Annotated in this window: 22 protein-coding genes and 2 pseudogenes; 9 read left to right on the forward strand and 15 right to left on the reverse strand. The window is 71.1% G+C overall.

Translation table 11 applies throughout. The features are described 5' to 3' along the window. Positions 1 to 297: 297 nt before the first annotated feature. The 3 genes from ACIGO6_RS09265 to ACIGO6_RS09275 are packed head-to-tail and all read right to left on the reverse strand — an operon-like array spanning position 298 to position 2,422. On the reverse strand, positions 298 to 1,116 hold the full coding sequence (locus ACIGO6_RS09265) for a class I SAM-dependent methyltransferase (protein ID WP_399873443.1): 819 nt from the start codon (positions 1,114 to 1,116) through the stop codon (positions 298 to 300). Then, the gene (locus tag ACIGO6_RS09270; RefSeq protein ID WP_399873446.1) at positions 1,080 to 1,718 is read right to left on the reverse strand and encodes a DUF2064 domain-containing protein; all 639 of its coding nucleotides are present in this window, start codon (positions 1,716 to 1,718) and stop codon (positions 1,080 to 1,082) included. The genes ACIGO6_RS09265 and ACIGO6_RS09270 overlap by 37 nt, the downstream gene beginning before the upstream one ends. Continuing rightward, a complete protein-coding gene (locus ACIGO6_RS09275; RefSeq protein ID WP_399873448.1) occupies positions 1,715 to 2,422 on the reverse strand; it encodes a glycosyltransferase family 2 protein in 708 nt (235 codons plus the stop codon). Before ACIGO6_RS09275 ends, ACIGO6_RS09270 begins: the two co-directional genes overlap by 4 nt. A 114-nt stretch (positions 2,423 to 2,536) precedes the next feature. On the opposite strand from ACIGO6_RS09275, the gene ACIGO6_RS09280 reads away from it, so the two are divergent. Both ACIGO6_RS09280 and ACIGO6_RS09285 read left to right on the forward strand, forming a co-directional pair. Then, positions 2,537 to 3,295: a response regulator transcription factor gene (locus ACIGO6_RS09280; protein ID WP_399873451.1), complete on the forward strand. Its 759-nt coding sequence runs from the start codon at positions 2,537 to 2,539 to the stop codon at positions 3,293 to 3,295. Between the two features lies 1 nt (position 3,296). Then, positions 3,297 to 4,409, forward strand: a complete 1,113-nt coding sequence (locus tag ACIGO6_RS09285) for a sensor histidine kinase (protein WP_399873453.1) — start codon at positions 3,297 to 3,299, stop codon at positions 4,407 to 4,409. 19 nt (positions 4,410 to 4,428) lie between these two features. Here ACIGO6_RS09285 and ACIGO6_RS09290 read toward each other — a convergent pair whose 3' ends face one another. From ACIGO6_RS09290 to ACIGO6_RS09300, 3 genes are all read right to left on the reverse strand, one after another. Then, positions 4,429 to 5,427: an NAD-dependent epimerase/dehydratase family protein gene (locus ACIGO6_RS09290; RefSeq protein WP_399873455.1), complete on the reverse strand. Its 999-nt coding sequence runs from the start codon at positions 5,425 to 5,427 to the stop codon at positions 4,429 to 4,431. A gap of 165 nt (positions 5,428 to 5,592) precedes the next feature. Continuing rightward, positions 5,593 to 6,228: a hypothetical protein gene (locus tag ACIGO6_RS09295; RefSeq protein ID WP_399873457.1), complete on the reverse strand. Its 636-nt coding sequence runs from the start codon at positions 6,226 to 6,228 to the stop codon at positions 5,593 to 5,595. A gap of 155 nt (positions 6,229 to 6,383) precedes the next feature. Further along, entirely contained in the window at positions 6,384 to 6,512 is a 129-nt protein-coding gene (locus tag ACIGO6_RS09300) for a hypothetical protein (RefSeq protein ID WP_399873459.1), read from the reverse strand. On the opposite strand from ACIGO6_RS09300, the pseudogene ACIGO6_RS09305 reads away from it, so the two are divergent. Continuing rightward, positions 6,511 to 7,454: pseudogene (locus ACIGO6_RS09305) on the forward strand (IS481 family transposase). The gene ACIGO6_RS09300 and the pseudogene ACIGO6_RS09305 sit on opposite strands and share 2 nt — an antisense overlap. On the opposite strand, the gene ACIGO6_RS09310 reads toward ACIGO6_RS09305, so the two are convergent. Next, positions 7,432 to 8,538: an SGNH/GDSL hydrolase family protein gene (locus ACIGO6_RS09310; protein WP_399873462.1), complete on the reverse strand. Its 1,107-nt coding sequence runs from the start codon at positions 8,536 to 8,538 to the stop codon at positions 7,432 to 7,434. The pseudogene ACIGO6_RS09305 and the gene ACIGO6_RS09310 overlap by 23 nt on opposite strands. Positions 8,539 to 8,869: 331 nt before the next feature. Between ACIGO6_RS09310 and ACIGO6_RS09315 the strand changes: the two are divergent. After that, positions 8,870 to 9,088, forward strand: a pseudogene (locus ACIGO6_RS09315) (MFS transporter); the annotation flags it as partial. Positions 9,089 to 9,319: 231 nt separating this feature from the next. Here ACIGO6_RS09315 and ACIGO6_RS09320 read toward each other — a convergent pair. The 5 genes from ACIGO6_RS09320 to ACIGO6_RS09340 form a co-directional block, all read right to left on the reverse strand. Then, positions 9,320 to 9,367, reverse strand: coding sequence for a hypothetical protein (locus ACIGO6_RS09320; protein ID WP_399873639.1), 48 nt, complete (start codon positions 9,365 to 9,367; stop codon positions 9,320 to 9,322). A 3-nt stretch (positions 9,368 to 9,370) separates the two neighbouring features. Next, entirely contained in the window at positions 9,371 to 9,526 is a 156-nt protein-coding gene (locus tag ACIGO6_RS09325; protein ID WP_399873655.1) for a hypothetical protein, read from the reverse strand. A gap of 65 nt (positions 9,527 to 9,591) precedes the next feature. Then, entirely contained in the window at positions 9,592 to 10,332 is a 741-nt protein-coding gene (locus ACIGO6_RS09330; protein WP_399873463.1) for a sporulation protein, read from the reverse strand. Positions 10,333 to 10,616: 284 nt separating this feature from the next. Next, positions 10,617 to 11,066 carry a nuclear transport factor 2 family protein gene (locus tag ACIGO6_RS09335; RefSeq protein WP_399873466.1) on the reverse strand — a complete coding sequence of 150 codons (450 nt, stop codon included), beginning with the start codon at positions 11,064 to 11,066 and terminating at the stop codon, positions 10,617 to 10,619. Positions 11,067 to 11,164: 98 nt separating this feature from the next. Continuing rightward, positions 11,165 to 14,359: a BTAD domain-containing putative transcriptional regulator gene (locus tag ACIGO6_RS09340; protein WP_399873469.1), complete on the reverse strand. Its 3,195-nt coding sequence runs from the start codon at positions 14,357 to 14,359 to the stop codon at positions 11,165 to 11,167. 150 nt (positions 14,360 to 14,509) lie between these two features. Between ACIGO6_RS09340 and ACIGO6_RS09345 the strand changes: the two genes are divergently transcribed. The 5 genes from ACIGO6_RS09345 to ACIGO6_RS09365 all read left to right on the forward strand — a co-directional run bounded on the left by ACIGO6_RS09345 (position 14,510) and on the right by ACIGO6_RS09365 (position 19,336). Further along, a complete protein-coding gene (locus tag ACIGO6_RS09345) occupies positions 14,510 to 15,103 on the forward strand; it encodes an NADPH-dependent FMN reductase (RefSeq protein WP_399873472.1) in 594 nt (197 codons plus the stop codon). 35 nt (positions 15,104 to 15,138) lie between these two features. After that, the gene (locus ACIGO6_RS09350) at positions 15,139 to 16,599 is read left to right on the forward strand and encodes an MFS transporter (protein WP_399873474.1); all 1,461 of its coding nucleotides are present in this window, start codon (positions 15,139 to 15,141) and stop codon (positions 16,597 to 16,599) included. 90 nt (positions 16,600 to 16,689) lie between these two features. After that, entirely contained in the window at positions 16,690 to 17,673 is a 984-nt protein-coding gene (locus tag ACIGO6_RS09355) for an NAD(P)-dependent oxidoreductase (RefSeq protein ID WP_399873476.1), read from the forward strand. A 393-nt stretch (positions 17,674 to 18,066) separates the two neighbouring features. Then, positions 18,067 to 18,444, forward strand: coding sequence for a hypothetical protein (locus tag ACIGO6_RS09360; protein WP_399873479.1), 378 nt, complete (start codon positions 18,067 to 18,069; stop codon positions 18,442 to 18,444). Positions 18,445 to 18,946: 502 nt separating this feature from the next. Next, entirely contained in the window at positions 18,947 to 19,336 is a 390-nt protein-coding gene (locus tag ACIGO6_RS09365; protein ID WP_399873641.1) for a hypothetical protein, read from the forward strand. Between the two features lie 196 nt (positions 19,337 to 19,532). Here the strand turns inward: ACIGO6_RS09365 and ACIGO6_RS09370 are convergent, their stop codons facing one another. The 3 genes from ACIGO6_RS09370 to ACIGO6_RS09380 form a co-directional block, all read right to left on the reverse strand. Further along, the gene (locus ACIGO6_RS09370) at positions 19,533 to 20,153 is read right to left on the reverse strand and encodes a TetR/AcrR family transcriptional regulator (protein WP_399873482.1); all 621 of its coding nucleotides are present in this window, start codon (positions 20,151 to 20,153) and stop codon (positions 19,533 to 19,535) included. Between the two features lie 35 nt (positions 20,154 to 20,188). Then, positions 20,189 to 22,009, reverse strand: a complete 1,821-nt coding sequence (locus ACIGO6_RS09375; protein WP_399873484.1) for an AMP-dependent synthetase/ligase — start codon at positions 22,007 to 22,009, stop codon at positions 20,189 to 20,191. A gap of 373 nt (positions 22,010 to 22,382) precedes the next feature. Beyond that, on the reverse strand, positions 22,383 to 23,039 hold the full coding sequence (locus ACIGO6_RS09380; protein ID WP_399873642.1) for a TetR/AcrR family transcriptional regulator: 657 nt from the start codon (positions 23,037 to 23,039) through the stop codon (positions 22,383 to 22,385). Between the last annotated feature and the right edge of the window lie 152 nt (positions 23,040 to 23,191).

The following is a 23,191-nucleotide window of genomic DNA, read 5'->3' on the forward strand; positions in this document are numbered from 1 at the left end:
GATCGGCAGTCCCTTCACGATCCTGCTGTGCGCCTGTTCGTTCGCGCTCGCGGGCTACGCGGGGGTGCGGCTGCTCGCCGGCGACTGGCTCGGCGTGGCGCTGTGGTTCGTGGGGGCGGCGCTGCTGCACGACCTGGTGCTGCTGCCTCTGTACGCGGTGGCGGACCGGGCCCTGGTACGAGGGCTGGGGAGGGGCGGCCACCGTGACTGGGTGCCGTACGTGCGGGTGCCGGCCGCCTTCTCGGCGCTGCTCCTGCTGGTGTGGTTCCCGCTGATCAGCGGCCGGGTGGACGCGCGCTACCGGTCGGTCTCCGGGCTGTCGGCGGACGGGTTCCTCACCCGCTGGCTGCTGATCACGGCGGTGCTGTTCGGCGGCTCGGCGCTGCTCTTGCTGCTGCGCAGTGCCACGAAGCGGCGTTCCTCCGACGTCCACTGATCGGCCGTCCGCCAGCCGCCGGACGCCGCGTGGCGGAGCAGGGCGCGGGTGCCGACCCGCGCCCAGGGGAAGGGACTGCCGGGCGCGCGGCCGTCCGTGTCGTCGACGACCTGCACGTGGGCGCGCTCGTCCACGTCCGCCTGGGCCGTCTCCGCGATCAGCAGGCCGCCGGGTGCCAGCACGGCGGCGACGCGGGCGAGCAGGGCACCGGGGTCGCCGCCGATGCCGATGTTGCCGTCCATGAGCAGGACGGTGTCCCAGCGTCCCTCGCCGGGCAGCGGCTCGAAGACGGAACGACGCAGCGACTGGCCGCCGGTGCGGACCGTGCGGGCCACGGCGGCCTCGCTGACGTCGATGCCGAGGACGGTACGGCCCCGGGCGGCGAGCTCCGCCACCAGCCGACCGGGGCCGCAGCCCACGTCCAGCACCGCACCTTCACACCGGTCGAGCACCTCCAGGTCGACCGCGTCGGCCCGCGCGCACCACCGTTCCACGTTCAGCGGCAGCAGCCAGCCGTCGGTACGCCGAAGGAACAGCGGCCCCCGACCGGCCCGCAGCGCGGCGGCGTAGGGGTCGCAGGCCTCCCAGGACCGGGCGGCGGGAGGCGCGGACGGCCGGCCGGACGTCGCACGCGCGGCCGCCCTCACCGGCTCGTCCGCCGGCCCGCGACCGGTGCGCACTCCGCCAGCCGGGCGGCGAAGCGCCCGTGCGGGACCAGTGCGGCCACGGCCCGTGCGTCGTCGGCGGTGTCGACGTCCCGCAGCAGCGGCAGGTCACGTACCCGCAGCCCGGCCGCGAGGAGCCGCTCGCGCTGCACGGCGCCCGTCTCCGGCGTCGACATGGGTACGCCCCGCAGCAGGGCGGGTCGAGGGCGGGACAGACCGAGGGCCCAGAAACCGCCGTCCTCGGCCGGGCCGAAGCAGGCGTCGTAGTCGCAGAAGTCCACGTCGAGCAGTTCCGGCGTCACCTGCGGGGTGTCCATCCCGATCAGCAGGGCGGGCCCCGCACACCCGGCGAACGCGGCGGCGAGCCGTTCGTCGAGGCCGCCCCCGCACTGCGGTACGACGTGGAAGCCGGGCGGCAGCCAGGGGCCCGGTTCTCCGGCGAGCACCAGGATCCGGCGGCGCGCGGGTGTCGCGGCCACGGCGTGCAGGGTGTCGACGAGGGCCGCCTCGGCCAGCGCGGCCGCCTCGGCGGGGGTGAAGGGCGGGGTGAGCCGGGTCTTGACCCGGCCAGGGCGCGGTTCCTTGGCGATGACGAGGAGGGTGGTCGCGGCGCTCACCTGGTGCTCTCCTCTCGGACGTCCGGTGCCTCGGACAGCACGCGGCGCATGTCCCGTACGGCGTGCCAGGTGCCGCGCCAGGTGCCGGTCACCTTCGAGGCGCCGGTGCGCGGCATGTAGGGGACGTCGTGCTCGGTGATCCGCCAGCCCGCGTCGGCGGCGCGGACCACCATCTGGAGCGGATAGCCGCTGCGCCGGTCGGTGAGGTCGAGGCCGAGCAGTGCGTCGCGGCGGGCGGCGCGCAGCGGTCCCAGGTCGTGCAGGCGCAGGCCGGTGCGGCGGCGCAGCATCCGGGCGAGGGCGAGGTTCCCGGCGCGGGCGTGCGCGGGCCAGGCACCTCGCCCCTGCGGGCGTCTGCGGCCGAGGACGAGGTCGGTGCTGCCGGCGAGGATCTCGCCCACGAAGGGGACCAACAGGGCGGGGTCGAGGGAGGCGTCGCAGTCGCAGAAGCAGACGACGTCGGCGGTGGCGGCGGTCAGCCCGGCGTGACAGGCGGCGCCGAAGCCACGGCGCGGCTCGGTCACGACCGTGGCGCCGTGCGCGCGGGCGATGTCCGCCGAACCGTCGGTCGAGCCGTTGTCGACGACGAGCGCGCGCCAGCCGGCCGGGACATGGGCCAGGACCCAAGGCAGGGCCCGGGCCTCGTCCAGGCACGGGAGTACGACGTCGACGTTCGCAGGGGGCGAGGTGGTCACGACTTTCACCCTACGAGCACAATGCGCGCGTATCGGACTTCTGTTCCTTACGAAACGCGGACGTCGAGGCTGGGGCCGCCCTCGGCGGCGACGTCCGCGGGTGCGCAGTGCGAGGCTGGCCGCATGCAGTCCCACGAGCCCGCCTCCGCGCAGGTGTCCCCCGACCGGCCGGCCGGACGACCCCCTGCCCGTCCCGCCCGGATTCTGGTCGTCGACGACGACCCGACGGTCGCGGAAGTCGTCGCCGGGTACCTGGAACGCGCGGGTCACGTCGTCGACCGGGCGGATGACGGTCCGACCGCGCTCACCCGAGCCGGCGCGCACTGGCCGGACCTGGTGGTACTGGACCTCATGCTGCCCGGCATCGATGGTCTGGAGGTCTGCCGGCGGATACGCGGAACGGGACCCGTGCCGGTGATCATGCTGACCGCCCGTGGTGACGAGGACGACCGGATCCTGGGCCTGGAAGTAGGCGCCGACGACTACGTGACCAAGCCGTTCAGCCCGCGGGAGCTGGTGCTGAGGGTGGAGTCGGTCCTGCGCCGGACTCGGCCCGCCGCGGCGCCGAGCCCGCCGTCCGCGGGCGGCCTGACCGTCGATCCCGCCGCCCGCAGGGCCACCAAGGACGGCGTTGAACTGGCCCTGACGCTGCGCGAGTTCGACCTGCTCGCCTTCTTCCTCGGGTGCCCCGGGCAGGCCTTCACCCGGGAGGAGTTGATGCGCGCGGTGTGGGGCTGGGACTTCGGCGACCTGTCCACCGTCACCGTCCATGTACGGCGGCTGCGCGGCAAGGTCGAGGACGATCCGGCCCGGCCCCGGCTGATCCAGACCGTGTGGGGCGTGGGCTACCGCTTCGACCCCGCCGGACGGGAGACGGACTGACGTGCACGACACCCTCCTCATCGCCCTCTACGCCTTCTCCGGCGCCGCCGCCGCCGGTTTGGTCGGCGCGGGCGTGCTGCGGCTGATCCGGCGTCGCTCGCTGACGGCGTCTCTCGCCGTCGTGGCAGCCGTCGCCGTCCTCGCGATGCTCGCGGGCACCCTCGCGGTCGCCTGGGCGATGTTCCTGTCTCCGCACGACCTGTCCGTCGTCACGACGGTCGTGGCGATGGCGGCCGTCGTCTCCCTGGCCACCGCGCTGCTGCTGGGCCGCTGGGTGGTCGCCCGAAGCCGTGAACTGGCCGCGGCGGCCCGCTCGTTCGGTGACGACGGCGACTACGCGGCCCCCATCACACCGGCCACCGCGGAACTGGACGCCCTCAGCCGGGCACTGGCGGCCACCAGTGCCCGGCTCGCCGAGTCCCGCGAACGGGAACGCGCCCTGGAGAGCTCCCGACGCGAACTGGTCGCCTGGATCTCGCACGACCTGCGCACCCCGCTGGCCGGCCTGCGCGCCATGTCCGAGGCCCTGGAGGACGGCGTCGCCGCCGACCCCGCCCGCTACCTGCGGCAGATCCGCACCGAGGTGGAACGCCTCAACGACATGGTCGGCGACCTCTTCGAACTCTCCCGCATCCACGCCGGCACGCTCCCCCTCGCCCCGGCCCGGATCTCCCTCTACGACCTGGTCGGCGACGCCCTCACGGGCGCGGACCCGCTCGCCCGCGAGCACGGCGTACGGCTGGTCGGCGACGCCGTGGCCGCCGTACCGGTCGAGGTGGACGGCAAGGAGATGAGCCGGGTCCTGGGCAACCTGCTGGTCAACGCGATCCGCCGCACTCCCGCCGACGGCACGGTCGCGGTCGCCGCCGAGCGGTCGCCCGAGGGCGTGGTGGTCTCGGTGACCGACGGCTGCGGTGGGATCCCCGAGGAGGACCTGCCCCGCGTCTTCGACACCGGCTGGCGCGGCACCCACGCCCGTACACCCCCGGCCGGAGCGGGCCTGGGCCTGGCCATCGTACGAGGCATCGTCGAGGCCCACCGCGGCCGCGCCACGGTCCGCAACATCCCGGGCGGCTGCCGCTTCGAGGTGCTCCTGCCCCCGGCGGACGCCTGAGACGCCGGGCCCGCGGTCACTACCGGCGCAACTCCGCCCGCGCGAACTCCCGCATGCCCTCGGCAAACCCGACCCGTGGCCGCCACCCCGTCTCGTTCCGCAGTCGTGCGGAGTCGGCGGTGATGTGGCGGACGTCGCCCAGGCGGTACTCGCGGGTGACGACGGGCTTCGGCCCGCCGTACGCTGCCGCCAGCGTGGATGCCATCTCCCCGACCGTATGCGGCTCACCGCTGCCGGTGTTGTAGGCGGCGAGGCCACCGCCCGGCCTCTCCGCCGTCAGCGCGGCGACGTTCGCCGCGGCCACGTCCCGCACGTGCACGAAGTCCCGGCGCTGACGCCCGTCCTCGAAGACCCTCGGTGGCTCGCCGCGCGCGAGGGCGGAGCGGAAGAAGGAGGCGACACCGGCATACGGGGTGTCGCGGGGCATCCGGGGCCCGTACACGTTGTGGTAGCGCAGCGACACCGCCGTCGCGCCGGTCGTCCGTGCCCAGGCGGCAGCCAGGTGCTCCTGGGCCAGTTTGGTGCTTGCGTACACGTTGCGCGGATCGGCCGGGGCGTCCTCGCCGACCAGCCCCGGCACCAGGTCCGCGCCGCACACCGGGCACGGGGGCTCGAACCGTCCCGCCTCCAGGTCTCCCACCGCGCGCGGTCCCGGCCGCACCACCCCGTGCCGCGGACAGGCGTAGCGTCCTTCTCCGTAGACGACCATCGACCCGGCGAGCACGAGCCGCCGCACACCAGCCTCGGCCATGGCAGCGAGCAGGACGGCGGTGCCGAGGTCGTTGCGTGAAACGTACTCGGCAGCGTCGGCGAACCCGCGGCCGAGCCCGACCATCGCCGCTTGATGACACACGGCGTCCACCCCCGCCAGGGCCCGCGCCACGGCCTCGGGGTCGCGCACGTCGTCGCCGGGATCCGCCCGGACGTCGAAACAGACGGCCTCGTGCCCGCCCTCCCACAGGGCCTCGACAACGTGGGAGCCGATGAACCCGGCACCGCCGGTGACCAGTACGCGCATACGCACACGCTAGGGCCCCCGGCTCCCGGACCCGGGAGCCGCGAGCGGCCCGTCACGGGTCCGTAAGAAGATTCACCGGCGGGCGGATCCCGAAACTGCTGCCGGCGCCGCTGCGGGCCCGGCTGATCTCCCTGCGCAGCCACCTAGGTGTATTGCCCACAGAGGTTAGGAGCGGCTACCGCCGGGCCGTGCCGCTACCACCGGTTGTATGTCCAGAAGCAGGTCCCTGCCGCCGGCGGACCGGTAGACGAGGTCGTCGGCGTTGGGCAGCCGTTGCAGCGTGGTGTGCTGGTTGTAGGGCGGGAACGTCTCGATGGCCTTGTTGTACTCCTCCGGCAGGTACAGCTGTCCGGTGTACACCTCCTGCCCGTCGACGCGGACCTTGAGGTGGATGTGGATGCTGCGGGTGAAGTACCAGCCCGGATAGATGGTGTCGAAACCGGCCGTTCCGTCGATGTCCGTGCGCTGGGAGCCGCGCAGGAAGCGTGAGGGGTCGGTGGGCGGGACGTGCCCGGACTCGTTCATGGTCGGCAGTGTGTCCGGGTCGTGGGCGAGGTGCCCGGAGTAGTAGCCGAGCGCGTCGCAGTGCCACACGTCGACCTCGGCGCCCTGGACCGGTGCGCCCTGGTCGGCGTCGAGCACGGTGATCCTCAGCTGGAGCGGAACGCCGGGTCGGCCGTCGGCGATGTCCACCCGCTGCCGCCCCTCGCCGTCGGCGGACATGTAGTAGGGCCCTTCGGTCGTCTGCGGGGAGGCGCCCGTGTCGGGTTTCGCGGCCCGCATCGGCACCGGCCAGGACATCCGTCGTCGGTTGGCCGTGGGCCGCCAGGATGGCCTGCAATGCGTCGATCTGCGCGTCGGCGGTGATGACGCCGTTGTTCTCCTCGGGGAGCATCGCTGTTCCTTCTCGGTTCGCGGCCCGCGTTCAGGGCGGGCCGGTGGTCATCGCGTAAGAGTCAGAAGGCGTGCGGGCCGAAGCGACCCCAGGCGAGAACGACGGCGAGTGCCAGCAGGACGACGTTCCTGTTCCATCGTCCGAGATCCGCCGAACCCGGCGCTTCTCCTCGCAGAACCAGAAAGCTCATGCCTCACCGCAGCGCACCTCTGACCGAAACCGGCCGCCTGCGTCTGGCCCTCTGCGTGATGCGCGACGGGTGGCCGCTACGACGCGCAGCCGAACGCTTCCAGGCCTCACCCACCACTGCCAAGCGATGGGCCGACCGGTACCGCGAACAGGGCGAAGCTGGCATGCGCGACCGCTCCAGCCGTCCTCATCACAGCCCCCGCCGCCCGCCGAGCCGCACCGAGAGACGAATCATCAAGGTCAGGATCATGCGCCGCTGGTGGGGGGCCCGCCCGCATCGGATATCTGCTCGGGGTGAATCCCGCCACGGTGCATCGAGTTCTCACCCGCTATCGGCTCGCCCGTCTGACTCATCTCGACCGCGCCACGGGCCGCGTCATCAGACGCTACGAGCACCACGCTCCGGGCGAGCTCGTGCACGTCGACATCAAGAAGCTGGGCAACATCCCCGGCGGGGGCGGCCACCAGTTTATGGGCCGTCAGGCCAGCCGCAAGCACCGCTCCGGCGGAGGCTATAGCTACCTGCACAACACCGTGGACGACCACTCCAGGCCGGCCTACAGCGAGATCCTTCCCGACGAAAAGAAGCAGACCGCCGCCGCGTTCTGGACCCGCGCCCAGGACTACTTCACGCAGGCCGGGATCACCGTCCGTCGGGTCCGCACGGACAACGGATCCTGCTACCGCTCAGGCACCTGGCGCGAAACGCTGCTCGCTGCAGGGATTGCCCACAAACGCACCCGCCCCTACCGTCCCCAGACCAACGGCAAAGTGGAACGTTTCAACCGCCATCCTTCTCGACGAGTGGGCATATGCCAGGCCCTATCGCACAGAACGTGAACGGCGTGACGCCTTCGACGTGTGGCTGCTGAAGGGCCAACCGCCAGCCAGTCGTGTCCCCAACCTCACGGGGCAATACATCAGTCACACCGCAGGGCGTTGAGGTCGATCGCGGCAGCCATGGCGGCGTTGCCGGCGTCGTTGGGGTGCAGCCCGTCGCCGTCGTGGTAGGCGGGACGCAGCCGCTCGGGCTGGTCCGGGTCGCGGGTTGCGGCGTCGAAGTCCACCACGGCATCGAATGCGCCGCTGTTCCGGATGAAGTCGTTGACTGCCTGTCGTACCGTCTCGCCTTCCGGATCAACGAATACGGAGCCGCCGAACGGCGTGACGGTCGCGGCGACAATGCAGACGCCGGCACCATGGGACTGGGCGATCAACTGTCGGTAGCCCCCGATGATCTCCTCCGCCGACGCCCCGGCGCCGATGTCGTTGACGCCCTCGAACAGGAGGACGGTTTCGACGCCCGGCTTGGTGAGGACGTCGTTGGTCAGGCGGACCACGGCAGCATCACCTGCGCCGCCCGGCCGGGAGACGCCACCGAGGACGCGGTTGCCCGATATTCCTTCGTTCGCGACGCCCATCTGGCGCACCGGCGGAAGGGCGGCGAATCGATCGGCCAAGACGTCCGGCCACCGGCGGTTGGCATTGATGGTCGTGCCGACGCCGGCTGTGATGGAGTCACCGAGTGTCGCGACCGTGCCGGTCTGCTTCCGAGCATCGACGACGAGAGCATCCAGCCAGAACCATGTCGCCGTCTCCGTAAGGAACTCGGTCGCGTCTTCGTCGGCAGCGTGGTCGCCGCTCGTGGACTTGTAGCTGTGTTGCATCGAACGGTTGTGCGCGGTGAGCGGGCCGCTGTCCCCTGACACGTGGATGCTGATCGCCAGATTCCGTTGAGCGGGCACGGTTCCCGGGAGTGGATCACTCAGCACCGTCTCACCAGGAGGGATCGTGGCGGTGGTGGTGCCACCGAACTCGACTCTCCGGTTGGAACCCGGGACCAGGGCGGCTCCGTCGGCCTGCAGGCCGAGGTAGACGCTGTCGAGGTGCAGCGTTTTGGTGCCCTTGGCGTTCGACAGGCGAACCCGCAGTCCTGATCCACCGATGCTCGTGTGGACGATGTTGCGCACGGTCAGGTCCGAAAGCGTTCCCCCGGCCATGTCGTCGCCGGCGGCCCAGGTGGTCACCTGCCTGGTCGGGACCGGAGACGCGTCCATGGGACCGGCCCAGGCGGGGCCGGTGGCGAGGGTGCTGAGCAGGAGCGCGGCGGCCGCTCCGAGAGCGGAGATCACGTGTGATCGCTTCATGGCTTCCTCTGCAGTTGAGAGCACGCTCAGGCCGCAACCCTGCAGGGCGGTGACGTCACGGGCTCGTGGTGTGGTGCGGTCCGGTGGTGCGAGAGGCAAACTGAAACGAATCAATCAGCGCCCGGTCGAGTGGTCAACATCACGGGGCGGTCCCAGCGGTGAACGGTCGGCCTGCTGCGACGAATGGTCTCGCCGACGGACGACGGCGGTCGTGTCGGGGGCCCTGCTCCACATCAAGCAGGACTTCGCCTGAACTCCTTCGAGCGGGGAAGCGTGGTCAGCGTGCTGCTCGTCGGCGCGGTGACCGGCGCCGGCTCGGCCGGCCGGCTGTCCGACGGATTCGGACGGCGAAAGGCCCTGGGCGTGATCGGCGTGGTGTTCGTCACCGGTACGGCGATCGCGTGCGGGGCGAACGGCTACCCGGCGATGGCGAACCAGCTGATGATCACGCTCGGCATCCTGATCGCCGCCGTGCCCCCCCCGGTTCTGGCCTCGGCGACGGCTTCGATCAGGCAGGGAGCCTCGGTCGGGCATGCAGACCGCATGCCTGGGCGGTGGCGGCGGAGTCGACGGGAAGCGGTGCGCAGCCCGGCTGGGGGCCGAACAGAGTGGTCTGTTGCCAGGCCGGGCGGGCTGACTGCGATGACCGACCGGTGGTGCGTCACCAGTAGTGCCGACGGCCGGCGACAGCGTGTCCCATGGAGCCCATGATTCACAGAACCGCGCCGATGAGCGCGAGAATGATGCCGATCGTCCACAGGACCGATATGCCGGTGACGCATCCGACTACCAGCAGGATGATGCCGCGCCGAGAAGGAGCATGACCGCCTCCGGCGTGACGTGATGCTGCTGCGCTGACCAGGCGCACGGGGCTGGCTTCCGGCGCGGCGGCGGGGACGCGACAGTTCGCGTCCCCGCCCCGTCACTACGGTCCTACAGGCCGTGGGCGTCGAGCAGGGCCTTCAGCCAGGCGGTGACCCCCGCTTGGTCGCCCGCCTGCGCGTAGGAGAAGGCGTGGGGCCCGGTGCTGCCGATGACGAGGTCCAGCGAGTCCTCCCGGGCGATGAAGGCGGTCTCCAGCTGTCCGCTGCGGCCGGACTCCACCGGGAACCAGAGCTCGAACTCCTGCCAGTGGTTCGCCTTCGAGTTGTCCCCTCCCTTGACCACCCCGTGCTTGACCTCCGCCTCGTCCAGCCGGTAGCCGAGGTCGAGGTAGGCCCGCAGAATGCTGTCCTGGGCCGGAAGCGCGTGGACCTCGAACTCGTCGAAGTCCCCCTTGTCCACCGCGTTGTCGACCGCCAGCTCGGTGCGGACTGCGGCCCTGCCACCCTTGACGGGGCTGCCCAGGGCGTGGGTCAGCGGCATCTCCCAGGGCAGGTCGAACTCCACGTCCCAGGTGAGGGTTTCCCCCGCGTGCAGGGTGAACGCGCCGCTCCCGGGCTTCCAGGTGAGCAGCACGCCCGGGTTGCTCCACCCGGTCTCGGAGCTCTCGTTGTCCTCGAACCGCGTCACGACGTCGAGCGCGAACCGCTCGATCTGCACGTCCGCCCCACCGCCCTGCACGGTCACCTTGGCCGACAGCTTGTCGCCCGGACGCACCGAGGTGCTGCCCAGAACGGTCTCCACGCTCGGCGCGTTGACGCCCAACGAGCTGAGGAACTTGCGAAACGCCATTTCTGTTTCCCTCCCCGAACGTTCACTTCGAACGTCCTTGCGGGAACTGTAATGGATCAAACCGGCCAGGATCAGTGATTTGCGTGGCGATTCTCGGTGGCCCGAAGTGCGCGGCTGCAGGTGTTCGGCGACACGTCCGGACGCATGGGCCGACGACCGTCCGGAGTCCGCCGATCTGCTGCAAGGATCCGATGCGAGCCGGAGAAGCGACATCTGACGGCGAGCCGCACGGCAAAGTCGACGTCGTCCGCATCTGGTCGTGCTGGGCCCGGGTCTGGTCGACCTCAGTCTGTCGGTGCCGGTACGGCGCAGGCGTCGGCGACAGCCCGCGTGTCCCAGTAGAACGGACGGACCTCGGTGATCCGTCCGTCCTTGACCGTGATCGCTTGCAAAAGGGGGAAGCTGAGTTCACGGCCGGTCGCTCGAGCGCGAGCCCGGACCTGTGTGATCACGACCGCGGTCTCACCGGTGGCAAGGAACTCCTGCTCCACCATGTCGAACGACTCCCACACCTCTCTCATCATGAGGAAGAACTGCGTCATGCCGTTGTGCCCACGCCAAGTGCCGCCATAGGGCAAGGCATCTGCTTGATGCAGCTCGACATCCGGCGCGAAGAAGGGGGCGAGCAGGTCGAACGAAGCCGCGCCAGGGCCTCCCGCCGCCAGGTACTCCGCCTCAGCCGCGTACATGCCGGTGAGAATTCTTACCGACTCCGAAGTGGATGACATCGTCATGCCGCCAGCATGAGCACCACAGCAGGACTTTGCTGGCGGCAATCGGACACCGTCGTGCGGCCCAGGACCCGCAGCAGCTCGGGTCAGAACGCCTGGGCTCAGGAACGGGGTGTGGCGCGGCCCTCGGCGAAGGCCGTGGTGAAGGCGTCGTCGCCCAGGGCTGATCGCACCGTGGCTCGTATGCGGTCGACGTCCCCGTTCTCCTCGGGGGGCAGGGGTGCGCCCGCGGACTCGCGCAGCGCGGCGGCCTCCCCGAGGAGCCGTGCCGCCGCCGCGTGCTCGCCCGTCAGGGCCGCGGTGCCGGCCAGGCCCTCCAGGGCGAGCGCGATCGCTCTGGGGTCGCCGGTGTCCTGTGCGACGGCGAGGGCCTCCCGGTGGAGTTCCTCGGCCGCCGCGGCGTCCCCTCGCTGCTCCGCGGTGAAGCCGAGTTCCGCCAGCCCGAACGTAATGCCCGGCGCGTACCGCACTTCGTGTTCCCAGGCGAGAGCGACGCGCATGTGGGCCTCGGCCTCGTCGAGGCGGCCCGCGCGGCGGGCGGTGAGGGCGAGGCCGGTGAGGGCGAAGGCCTCGCCGGGACGGTAGTCGTGCTCGACGGCCAGGGCCCTGCCCAGCTCGTGGCGCCGGTCCGACTCGGCGTGGTCGCCCGTCAGCAGGGCGATCCGGCCGAGCCCGGACTGGAGCAGCGAGGCATGCAGCCAAAGGCCCAGCTCCTCGGCCAGCTGGAGGCCGTCGCGGCACAGATCGGCGGACCTGCGACGGTCGCCCTTGATCTCCGCGAGCCGGCCGAGCAGGTCGGTGGCCCTGACCTGCCCCCACCGGTCCCCGAGCTCCCCGAAGATCGCCAGGCTCTCCGCCCCGGACCGTTCGAGCGTGCCGATCTCGCCGAGTACGAGGGCCTGGCCGGCCTCGGTGGCCAACGCCGCGGCGGTGCCCCAGCGGTCGCCGAGCCGCCGGAACACCGGCAGGGCCCGCTCCACCAGTTCCCTGCTGAGGGCCAGGTCGCCGGCACCGAGCAGCACGTCGCTGATGAACCACTGCGCTCTGGCGCGTTCACCGGGGTCCGCGATGGCTTCCGAGGGAGTACGGGTCCGCGCCGCACGCTCGCCCAGCAGATCCAGGCCGCTCTGCCAGGCCTCGGCCCGCGCCCTCGTCGCGGCGGGCGCCTGCGCCCGGATGCCCAGTGCCGTCGTGAACGCGCGCCGGCCCTCACCGATCCTTCCGCGCAGGTACCAGTACCAGGCCAGCGCGTTGACCAGCCGCAGCGCGAGCTCGGCGTCGTGCCGCCGCACGGCCTCTTGGAGGGCCGCGCGCAGGTTGCCGTGCTCGGCGTCCAGCCGCTGCAGCCAGCGCCGCTGGTCGGGGCCTCGTAGCCGCGGGTCCGCACGTTCGGCCAGCCCGACGTAGAAGATCAGGTGACGGAGGCGGCCCTGCTCGGTCTCGCCGGCCTCCTCCAGACGCTCCAGGGCGTAGGCCGCGACCGATTCCAGCAGCCGGTAACGGGTCCCGCCGGCGCCACCGGTCCTGACGACCATCGAACGGTCGACGAGGCGGCCCAGCAGGTCGAGGACGTCCTCGGGCGCCACGTCACCGTCGTCCGCGCAGACCTCCTCAGCGGCGTCCAGCGCGCAGCCCTCCGTGTGCACCGCGAGCCGCCGCAGGACGAGGCGTTCGGGCTCCGACAGCAGTTCCCAGCTCCAGTCGATCATCGCGCGGAGGGTCCGCTGCCGTGCCGGTGCGCCGCGGTGTCCCGCGGAGAGCAGCCGGAACCGGTCGTCGAGCCGTTCGGCAAGGTCGTGGACGTCGAGTGCCCGCAAGCGGGTGGCCGCCAGCTCCAATGCCAGCGGAACGCCGTCCAGCCGACGGCAGATCGCCGCGACCGCACGGGCATTGGCGGTGTCGACCGCGAACCCGGGAACGGCGGCCCTCGCGCGCGCCTCGAACAGCCGGACGGCGCTGAACCCGCGCAGGGCCGCGGGCCCGATGTCGGCGGGGGAGTGGGGCGACTGCAACGGCGGCACCGGCCAGAGTGTCTCCCCGGCGAGGCCCAGGGGCTCCTGGCTGGTGGCGAGGATCCGCACCTCCGGCGCCTTCCGCAGCAGCCGCTCGCTCAACGCGGCCACTTCGTCGACCACATGCTCGCAGTTGTCCAGGACGAGCAGCGTCCGGCGGGCCCGCAGCACGCCGGCCAGCCGTTCGGCCGGATCGGCGGGTGTGCCGGAGCGCGGCATGCCCTGGGCGGTGTCGTCACGGACGTCGAGCGCGGCGGTCACGGTCTCCACGAGCCGATCGGCCCCCGGCGCCGTGGCCGTCCTGTCGAGGCCGGCCAGCTCGACGAGCCATACGCCGTCCGGATGGTCCGCGGCGACCCGCCCGGCGGTCTCCACGGCCAGCCGCGTCTTGCCGACACCGCCGGGACCGGTGAGTGTGATGAGCCGGGCCGACTTCAAAAGGGCCTGGACCTGGGCGATCGCCTCCTCCCGCCCGACCAGTTCGCTGATCTGGGCGGGGAGGTTCGTCCGCGGCGGCGTTCCGGGCGCGGTGACCAGAGCGGAGTCCTGCTCGAGGATGCGCCGGTGGAGTTCGGCGATCTCCGGCCCGGGGTCCAGGCCCAACTCCTCGCGCAGGTGGGTCCGGAGGTCGGCGTAGGTCGTCAGCGCCTCGTTCTGCCTTCCGGTGCCGTACAGGGCGCGCATGTGGGCGCAACGGAGCCGTTCGCGCAACGGATGACGTGCCACCAGGTCGCCCAGCTCGACCGCCAGCGCACCCAGCTCGCCGACCTCCAGCCGGGCCTCCGCCCGTTCCTCCAGGGCGGTGAGCCGCAGCTCCTCCAGGTGCGCGGTCGCCGGCCGGGCGAACTCGGCGTCGGCGAAGTCGGCGAAGGCCGGTCCGCGCCACAGCTCGAGCGCCTCGGTCAGCAGGTCCGCCCGGGACCGCGGGCCGGCGGCCTCGCGCGCCCGCGCCAGCAGTCCCGTGAACCGTGCCGCGTCCACGGCCCCGTTGTCCGCCCGCAGCCGATAGCCCAGGGTTTCCGCGAAGGACACCAGGTCCCGCGTGCCCGGCTCGGCCTCGTCCAGGGCGCGGCGCAGCTGCGAGACCTTGACCTGGAGCGCCCCCGACGGATTGCGCGGCGGCCCGTCGCCCCAGAGGTCGTCGATCAGCCGGTCCACCGGTACCGGCCGGCCCTCATGGGCGAGCAGGACGGCAAGCAGTGCGCGGACCTTCGCCCCGCGCACCACCACCGGGGCGCCGTCCGTGGTCCAAACCCCCAGCGGCCCGAGCACCCCGAATCGCATGTGGCCACGATATCGGGCCCGTTCCCCTTCTGGATCAATCCCCTTACCGCGCCTCGGCGCCGGCGGAAAGCGCGCGGTAAGCGCGGGGCAAGCGCCGGTCGACATGCTCGACCCACCGAGCCGCACAGCGACCTTGGAAGGGAGAGCTCGATGACCGCGCCACGACCACTGAGTGTCGCCATCATCGTCGGCAGTACCCGGGACCGCCGGTTCGGCCCCACCGTGGCCGAATGGTTCGCCGGGGAGGCCCGCCGGCGCCCCGCCCTCGGCCTCGACGTGGTCGACCTCGCCGAGAGCGCCCTGCCCTGCGTACTCGCCGCCGACGACGCGGGACCTTCCGAAGTGCCCCACCCGGTACGGAAGCTGGGCGAACGGCTGGGCCGGGCCGACGCGTTCGTGATCGTGACACCCGAGTACAACCGCAGCTTCCCGGCCTCGCTCAAGACGGCCATCGACTGGTTCGTCGACGAATGGCAGGCCAAGCCGGTCGGTTTCGTCTCCTACGGCGGGGCCTCCGGCGGCCTGCGCGCCGTCGAGCACCTCCGGCAGGTCTTCGTCGAGCTCCACGCCGTCACCGTCCGCAACACGGTCAGCTTCCACTCCTGCCGGGACAGGTTCGACGACCACGGCCGCCCGATCGACGCGGTCGGCTGCCGCGCGGCGGCCGACAGCCTGCTCGACCAGCTGGCCTGGTGGGCCCACGCCCTCCGGAACGCCCGGGCCGAACGCCCTTATGCGGCATGACCGGAGCCTTGCTCGCACCACTCGAGGAGACCGCGATGCGAACCCCTGAGAAGACGACCACCCTTGCCGGGTCGCGCTGGGCCCTCGGCCTGCTGGCCTTCTCCAGCCTGATCACCTCGCTCGACTTCACCATCGTCTACGTGGCGCTGCCCGACATCGCCCACGAGGTCGGTCTGTCCGGTCACGCCGCCCAATGGGTGGTCAGCTCCTACGCCATCCTCTTCGGCGGCTTCCTGCTCCTGGGCGGCCGCTCGGCCGACCTGCTGGGCCGCCGCCGCATGTTCGTCCTGGGTCTGGTCCTGTTCGGCGGTGCGTCGCTCCTCGGCGGCCTGGCGACCTCATCCGCGGTGCTGATCGTCGCGCGAGCGTTCCAGGGAGTCGGCGGTGCCGTCCTGTTCCCCGCCACGCTCTCGCTGGTCACCACCGGGTTCGCCGAAGGCCCCGAGCGCGTTCGGGCACTGGCCGTGTGGGCCATGGCGGGCGCCGGCGGGCTGAGTCTCGGTGCCCTGCTCGGCGGCGTGCTGACCCATGCCTTCGGCTGGGAGGCGGTGTTCCTGGTGAACGTGCCGCTCGTCGTGGCGGGCGTCGGCGGCGCCTTCGCCCTGCTCGCCCCCGACGGCCGGCGTGAACGGGGACGCGGCTTCGACGTTCCCGGCGCCGTGACCGGCACGGGCGGACTGACCCTGCTCGTCTTCGCCATCGCGCAGGGCCCCGAGGCCGGCTGGACCACAACCTCCGTCCTCGCCTCCGCCGTCGTCGCCGTGGTGCTGCTGACCGCGTTCGTCATCATCGAGGCCCGCAGCCGTCACCCGCTGATGCCACTGCGGCTGTTCACCAACCCCAACCTCCGCGCCGGCCTGCTGGTGATCCTCACGTTCGGCATCACGATGCAGAACCTGGTCTACTTCCTCACCCTGTACTTCCAGGACGTGCTCGGCTACTCGGCACTGCGGGGCGGGCTGGCCTTCCTGAGCCTCTCGGTGGTCATCGGCATCGCCAACTCCGTCGCCGAACGACTGATCATCCGAATCGGCGCCCGCACGACCCTGATCATCGCCCTGCTGCTCGGCTCCGGCGGCGGCGCGCTGATGGCCGCCGGCATGCGCACCGACGGTTCCTACTGGACGATCCTCGCCGGCCTGGCCGTCTACGGCATGGGCATGGGCATGATCTACCCGACCATGTTCGGCGCCTCCGGCACCGGTGTGGCCGACGAGGACCAGGGCGCCGCCGGGGGCATGGCCAACACCGCCCTTCAGATAGGCACCAGCGTGGGTCTGGCCGTCCTGGTCGGTGTCTCCACCTCCGGCCTCGCCGGCCTGACCGGCGATGCGTTGCGCACCGCCACCTCCGACGGTCTGCGCGACGCGGTCTACGTCGCGTCGGCGCTCACTCTCGCAGGCATCCCTGCCGCCCTGACGCTGCCTCGCCGCACCACCCTGCCCCCGACGCCCGCCGCCTCCGTCACCGATGAACCCATGCCCACCCTTCGCTGAACCGCTGAACCGCTGAACCGCTGAACCGCTGAACCGCTGAACCGCTCAACGAAACGACCACTTGCAGTCCTTCGCACGAAAGGCACCGACATGACGACAACCGAGGAAGCGACCGCCAGGACCAGCCAGGTCACCGTGCTGGGGCTCGGTGAGATGGGGGCGGCGATAGCGAGGACGTTCGTCGACCGCGGCTACCGCACAACGGTCTGGAACCGTACCGCGAGCAAGAGCACACCATTGGTGGACGCCGGTGCAACGGCGGCCCCGACGGCGGCTGACGCGGTGGCGGCGAGCCCGCTCGTCGTCGTCTGCCTGCTCGACAACAAGGCGGTCGAAGAGGTGCTGGCGTCCGTCGAATCCGAGGTCGCGGGCAAGGTGTTGGTGAACGTCACCAGTGGCTCCGCCGGCCAGGCCCGGGCCATCGAGAGCTGGGCGACTGGACGGGGCGCCGCATACATCGACGGCAAGGTCATGGGAGACCCGCCGTACGTGGGAACGCCCAACGTCATGTTCCCCTTCAGCGGTTCCCGCACCGCCTTCGACACTCACGAGCCGATGCTGCGGGAACTGGGCGGCATCGCCTACCACGGTGAGGACGCCGGCCTGGCCGCCGTGGAGTTCATGGCCCAGGTCGCGGTCGGCTACGAGTTGCTCATCGGCTATCTGCACGTGCTCCGCCTGGTTCAGGCGGAGGGGGTCGACGTGGTGGAGTTCACCGAGCGCGTCGCCGGTTCGGTGGCGATCTACCCGCCCCTGCTGACGTCGATGAGCAAGGCGATTCGGAGCGGCACCTACGCACCGGACCTCGGTCCGCTCAATGTCCAGGCCGCGCTGATGGACGACATGATCGACCACCGCGAATCCCTCGGGGTGGAAGCCGTCCGGATGCGGGAGGTCAAGCGACTGATGGACCGCCGGATCGCCGACGGTCACGGCGACCAGGGCTTCTCGAGCCTGTTCGAGCTGCTGGGCGGACCCGACCTGAACCAGGATCCGTCCTCTGAAGGACCTCGTGCAACAACCTCGTTCAGTGCGGCCACGAGGCCGACCAGCCGACCCGATTCGGCGGACTAGGGGGGCAGCTGACGGCGGGGCCGAACTGCGTGCCGGGGACGAAGCCGCCGGCCGCCTCACCAGCTGGTGGGCGTCAGCCGACCTTGGCGACCGGGTAAACCAGTGGAATGCGGCAAGCGGCGAGGGGTCAATCCGTATCGCCGCAGCGCAACCCAAGGGTGGGCGAGGGGCATCAACCTTGCGCGGTACCGCGCAAGTTGCACAGTCCATCGGTGTACCGCCGTGAGCGGGGCCGAGGTTCAACCCAGCGTGCGACGACGCGACCCGGCCCCGCCCGCAACTCTGGTGCCCGCACCAAACGGTGCCCGCCGACCACGGGCGCCGTACGGGTCACGGGCCGACAGGGGACCCAACGGGGGGACCCGGCCCGCGTCAGGAAAGGACAGCCATACCGTGAGCGCTCGCCAGCACGCCCTCCTCGCCGTAGCCTCCGCAGCCGTCGCCCTCGGCCTCGCTCTCGCCCCCACGGCCTCGGCCGCGGGCCAGCAGCAGACCGGCGAGGTCAGCGCCCAGGCCTCGTGCAACTGGCCGTATGTCTGCTTCTACAAGGGCAGCACCAAGACCGGCCAGTTCAAGGACGTCACCTCCGGCTACCAGGACCTCCGAACCAGCCGGGGGGCCACCAAGGTCGTCAACACTCGCAACGACGACGCGGTGCTGCTGCGCCGTTCCAGTGGCGGCCCGCTGTGCATCCTGCCCAACTACACCGTCGACCTGCGGCAGTGGGGCACGGTGACCGGCATCAGGATCCTGAACACCTCGACCTGCTGACCGGGGGAGCAGACGCGGCGGCCCGTCCTTGCGAAACTGGAGGACGGGCCGCCGTGACAAGCAGCGCGAACGCATCACCTCGGCCTGCCGGGCGCGCCCGGTCGGAACGCCGGCTCGATGGAACCGAAAGCAGGTCTACCAAAGCGCATTGGTGCCGCTGGTGCAGGCTCGCATTTCCCCTGTTCCGACCTTCTCCGTCCGCGCACCAAGACGGACGGCCGCGTGGCGGCCGTCGGCGCCGTCCACCTGAGCGGCTGAGGCGCCGGCTCCGACCCCGGCGGCAAGGACACCCGCACCCTTGGATTCGTCAACGGCGACAAGATCGAGGACATGATCGGCCGTGGCGTCGACCTCGGGAAACCCGGCGCCCTCGACGCCGGCTGGCATGTCCCGGGACGAGGCTGGGGCAGCCGGAACGGCCTCGGGGTACGTTGGCGGGGTGCAGGAGGTGCGAGGTGGCCCGCCCGGCGGCGACCAGCTCCAGGACCACCAGGAGGAACCAGTGTCCCACCCGCAACTGCTCACCCCTGAGGAGAAGCTCGCCGCCGCGAAGAAGCAGCTCAGCCTCCCGCGTATCGTCGTGATCTGTGGCTCCACCCGCTTCATGACCGAGATGACCGAGGCCGATCTGCGAGAGACCGAAGCCGGAAGGATCGTCGTCAAACCGGGCTGTGACATGAAGTCGCCGCACGAACTCTGGTCCGATCCTGACGAGGCCGAGGCGCTGAAGGGTCGACTCGACGATCTGCACCGGGCGAAGATCCGGCTCGCTGATGAGGTGCTCGTAGTCGGCGACTACATCGGAGACAGCACTCGAGCCGAGATCGCCTACGCCCGGTCGCTGGGCAAGCCCCTGCGGTTCACGCACCCCGAAGTCGACCCTGACGCCTGACCGCCCGCTGCCACCTCGACAACCACGGTCGGCAGCCCGCCGCATGATCGTCTCGCGGTGGCTTCGGCCACCCGCCGTTCCTTGGTGCCCGCACCCACGGCGGCAGAAGTCGGCTGTCGCCCTGACCGGGTCGCGGCGCTCGTCGGACAGGACTCGGGGCTCGGATCTCTCCTCGACACGGGTTCGATCGGTGTTCTCACCTGTCCCGCAGCGCGGGGAAGACCGTGTCGACCAGGTGCATCACGGTGCGGGTGAGTATCACGTGCAGGTCGCTGCGGCTGAGGGTCCCACGCACCAGCCATTCACGGGAGGCGGCCTTCAGCATGCTGCTGTGCGCGCGGATCATGGCCCGGAGCTTCTCCCGGCCCTCGGTCACGTCGTCCATCATGGCCGCCTCGAGGACGCGGTCGGTCGCGATCTCGTCGGCCTCCAGCATGATCTGGTCGATCTCCGGGTCGTTGCCCAGAGCTTCCAGCCCGATCGCTGACAGCCACATCTCCCGGTTGCCTTCCACGACTTCGAGCCAGCGGTCGACGCAGATCGCGACGCGCTCCTCGGCGGTGGTAGGGGGAAGCCGCTCGGAGACCGACGCCGGGACGGTCATCATCTGCCGGACGACTTCCAGGTAGAGCTGCCGCTTACCGCCGAAGTAATGACTGACCAGGGCACGGGCCACGCCGGCCTCGGCGGCGATGTCCGCGATCGACACCGTGCTGTAGCTCTTCGCTCCGAACAGTCTGCGCGCGACGCCGAGGATCTCGGCCCGCCGGGCGTCCGGCTCCATCCTGCGGCGCGGGGCCTGGCGCTGAACGGCCATGCAGGGCTGTCCTTTCGTGGTCGCGAAGCGACGACCTATGTGTACATTGACTCGATCGTCGTGGCGTGCAGTTCGTCGATGGCACGGCGGCGCAGACTCAGCTTCGGTGTCAGCTCGCCGGTCTCTGCGGTCCAGGGACCTGCCAGCACACGGTGGTTCTTCACCTGCTCGGCGCCCGAGAGCAACCCGTTCGCCTCGGTGACGGCCTGGTCGAGCGCTTCGAGAACCACCGGGTTACGGGCCAGCGCGTCGAGGTCGGACGCGTCGGCGACGCCGTGGGCCCGCGCCCACAGCGGGGTCGTCTCCTCGTCCAGTACCAGCAGTGCGGTGACGTAACGCCGGCGGTCCCCGATGGCGACGGCGTGAGCGACCAGCGGGTGCGCGCGCAGCAGGGACTCGATCCTGGTGGGGGCGATGTTCGTCCCGCCGTCGGTGATGACGAGTTCCTTCTTGCGGTCGGTGACGGTGACGAGTCCCCGCGAATCGACGGTCCCGACGTCACCGGTGGCCAGCCAGCCCTCCGCGTCGGTCCCGGGCTCGATGCGACCGTCGGCCCGGAGGTAGCCGGCGCACACGACCGGCCCCCTGACGAGGAGCTCACCGTCCTCTGACTCCTTGACCTCGACGTTGGGCCCCGGCCGTCCGACCGAGCCGAGCGCGAACGCACCGGGGGTGCTGACGGTCGCCGCCCCGGTGGTCTCGCTCAGCCCCCACACCTCGTACACCGGCAGGCCCACACCGGCCAGGAACTCCAGTACCGGGACCGGCATCGGCGCCGCGCCGCTGAAGGCCCTGGTGCACTCGTCGAACCCGATGGCGGCCCGCAGCGGACGCATCACCTGCGCGTCGAGCTGTTCCAGCGGGCCGGTCAGGTCTTCCGGAATGTCCTTGCCGTCGGAGCGGAGGCGGTGCACCTCGAGGGTGGTCCTGCGGGCTTGGTCCATGGCCGCGCCGCTGCCTTCGGGTAGCGTGTCGAGCTTCGCCCGGAGGCCGGCGGCCAGCTTCTCCCACACCCGGGGTACTCCGAAGAATGCCTGCGGGCGCACCGCTACGAGGGTGGGCAGGAGTTGCTCGGGCTCCGCACAGATCGTGACGTGGCCGGCGTTGCAGATGGGCATGTAGATCCCGAGGACCCGCTCGGCCACGTGTGCCAACGGCAGGTAGGCGACCGACCGCGGATGCTCGGGCACGGGAAAGAGCTCCTCCTGCATCAGTGACTCGTGGATCACGTTGCGGTGGGAGAGCACCACGCCCTCGGGGTCACCGGTCGTGCCGGAGGTGTAGGCGAGGGTGAGCGGCCGGTCGGTGGTGACCGCGTCGGTGAGTGCCTCGAACGCGTCGTCGTCGGGAGGGGCCGCACCGCGCACGGCCGCGTAGCCGACGAAGCGCTGATCGCCGACGGGGGCGGCCTCCCAGTCGAGGACGACGACGGCGCGCAGGCTCGGCAGTTCGTCGAGGACCGGCTGCCAGCACCGCATCTGCTCCGTGCCCTCCAGGACCAGGACGGTGGCCGCACTGTGCCGTGCCACGGCGCCGATCTGCTCGGTGCTCAGCGTCTCGTCGGTGCTGCAGGGCAAGGCGCCGACGTGCACCGCGGCCAACTCGGTGATCCAGTGCTCGGCCCGCTTGGACATCGCGATGAGCATGCGGTCGTCCTGTTCCAGGCCCAGGGCCAGGAGGCCGCGGGTGAGGGCGGCGACCTCCGCCCGCAGCTGAGACCAGGACAGGGTCGCGGCGTCAGGGCCAAGGCCGGTGGTCAGTGCCGGACGCTCGGCGTACTGCCGGGCGTTGCGGCGCAGTAACGCGGTGATCGTCAGCCCCTCGACCGACTCGTGCAACTGCTCTGCTGTGGCCACGGCGGGCTCCCTGCTTCGCGAACCGTGAGCGGATTCCTGAGCGGTCCCCACCATGAACGGCTCTTGGCGAGGAGTCAATACGGGTGCGCGAGTGACTGTGGAGCGGGAGGGCACATCCTGGTTGAGGATGCCAACTCGGCTTGAAGGCATATCTGTTCACCCTCAACGCATCTATTGGCGCAGAGCCAATAAATCCCCACGGTGCCCTCCTGGGTACCGGCTTCCGGCGTGGACCGGGGGAGTCCCGCACTACGTCGACGGCTACCCCGGCGGGCTGGACGGCTTCGCCACCCGGGCCGGGGAACTGGCGGACCGGTACGGGCAGCGCTTCGAGCGCCCCGCCCCTGCCGGCCAGGGCCGGGAAGGGCGAGGACTACGCGTCACGTGGGGGTGACCCGAGCATCGGCACCAGGAACCGCCGGGCCACCGTGCACAGCTCCGCCTCGTCGTCGAGGTCGACCACGTGGCTGGGGATGACCAGGAACGACGCGGAGACGCGGACCATCATCTCGGCGACCAGTTCGATGTCCACGTCGCTGGCGACATGACCGGCGAGCTGCTCCTGCCGCAGCCGTGACGCGACGAACCGCTGTACGACGGACAGGGTGCGGCCGCCGTCACCGGTCATCGACGGTACGACGGCGTCCGGTTCGACGGCCATGAGGCCACCGATGAGACGGTTGCCGCGGATGGCCCGCAGGGAACTCACGAAGCCCAGGACGACCCGGTCGGCGACGGTCTCGGCGCCCTGGATGTCCACGATGAAGCGGTCGAAGTATCGCCGGAACTCACGCCGCACGACCTGCGCCACCAACTGGTCCTTGGTGGCGAACCGGCGGTAGACGGTGATCCGCGAGACGCCGGCGAGCTGAGCCACGTCCATCATGGTCGAGCGCTTGATGCCCACACGGCAGAACTGCTCGTAGGCGGCGTCGAGCAGCCGTGTGGTGACCCCGTCGTCCCGCTCCGCTCCTCCGACGGCCTCGGCGAACGCGCTCTCCAGCGCGGACGGGGCGTCCGGCGACCTCATGAGTGCCAACAGGTCAGGTTCCACGATTGCCTTCCCGATTCTGTGAAGCCTCTGGCGTTCACGGCGCGTATGTGCTCCCCTGATGAAACAACGAAGCACTGCTTGTTTCATCGTATCAATCTGCGTGGTGGTCCCACAGAACTCGAGGAGGA

Origin of the sequence: Streptomyces sp. NPDC053750 (assembly GCF_044544295.1) — a bacterium.
Taxonomy (GTDB): domain Bacteria; phylum Actinomycetota; class Actinomycetes; order Streptomycetales; family Streptomycetaceae; genus Streptomyces.

What these genes read in the sequence shown, in the direction of transcription:
- ACIGO6_RS09290 (WP_399873455.1), bottom strand. Translation starts at nt 5,427, where the DNA reads ATGCGCGTACTGGTCACCGGCGGTGCCGGGTTCATCGGCTCCCACGTT.
- ACIGO6_RS09355 (WP_399873476.1), top strand. Translation starts at nt 16,690, where the DNA reads ATGACGACAACCGAGGAAGCGACCGCCAGGACCAGCCAGGTCACCGTG.
- ACIGO6_RS09350 (WP_399873474.1), top strand. Translation starts at nt 15,139, where the DNA reads ATGCGAACCCCTGAGAAGACGACCACCCTTGCCGGGTCGCGCTGGGCC.
- ACIGO6_RS09345 (WP_399873472.1), top strand. Translation starts at nt 14,510, where the DNA reads ATGACCGCGCCACGACCACTGAGTGTCGCCATCATCGTCGGCAGTACC.
- ACIGO6_RS09300 (WP_399873459.1), bottom strand. Translation starts at nt 6,512, where the DNA reads ATGAGCTTTCTGGTTCTGCGAGGAGAAGCGCCGGGTTCGGCGGATCTC.
- ACIGO6_RS09335 (WP_399873466.1), bottom strand. Translation starts at nt 11,066, where the DNA reads ATGACGATGTCATCCACTTCGGAGTCGGTAAGAATTCTCACCGGCATG.
- ACIGO6_RS09370 (WP_399873482.1), bottom strand. Translation starts at nt 20,153, where the DNA reads ATGGCCGTTCAGCGCCAGGCCCCGCGCCGCAGGATGGAGCCGGACGCC.
- ACIGO6_RS09340 (WP_399873469.1), bottom strand. Translation starts at nt 14,359, where the DNA reads ATGCGATTCGGGGTGCTCGGGCCGCTGGGGGTTTGGACCACGGACGGC.
- ACIGO6_RS09330 (WP_399873463.1), bottom strand. Translation starts at nt 10,332, where the DNA reads ATGGCGTTTCGCAAGTTCCTCAGCTCGTTGGGCGTCAACGCGCCGAGC.
- ACIGO6_RS09280 (WP_399873451.1), top strand. Translation starts at nt 2,537, where the DNA reads ATGCAGTCCCACGAGCCCGCCTCCGCGCAGGTGTCCCCCGACCGGCCG.
- ACIGO6_RS09380 (WP_399873642.1), bottom strand. Translation starts at nt 23,039, where the DNA reads ATGAGGTCGCCGGACGCCCCGTCCGCGCTGGAGAGCGCGTTCGCCGAG.
- ACIGO6_RS09295 (WP_399873457.1), bottom strand. Translation starts at nt 6,228, where the DNA reads ATGTCCTGGCCGGTGCCGATGCGGGCCGCGAAACCCGACACGGGCGCC.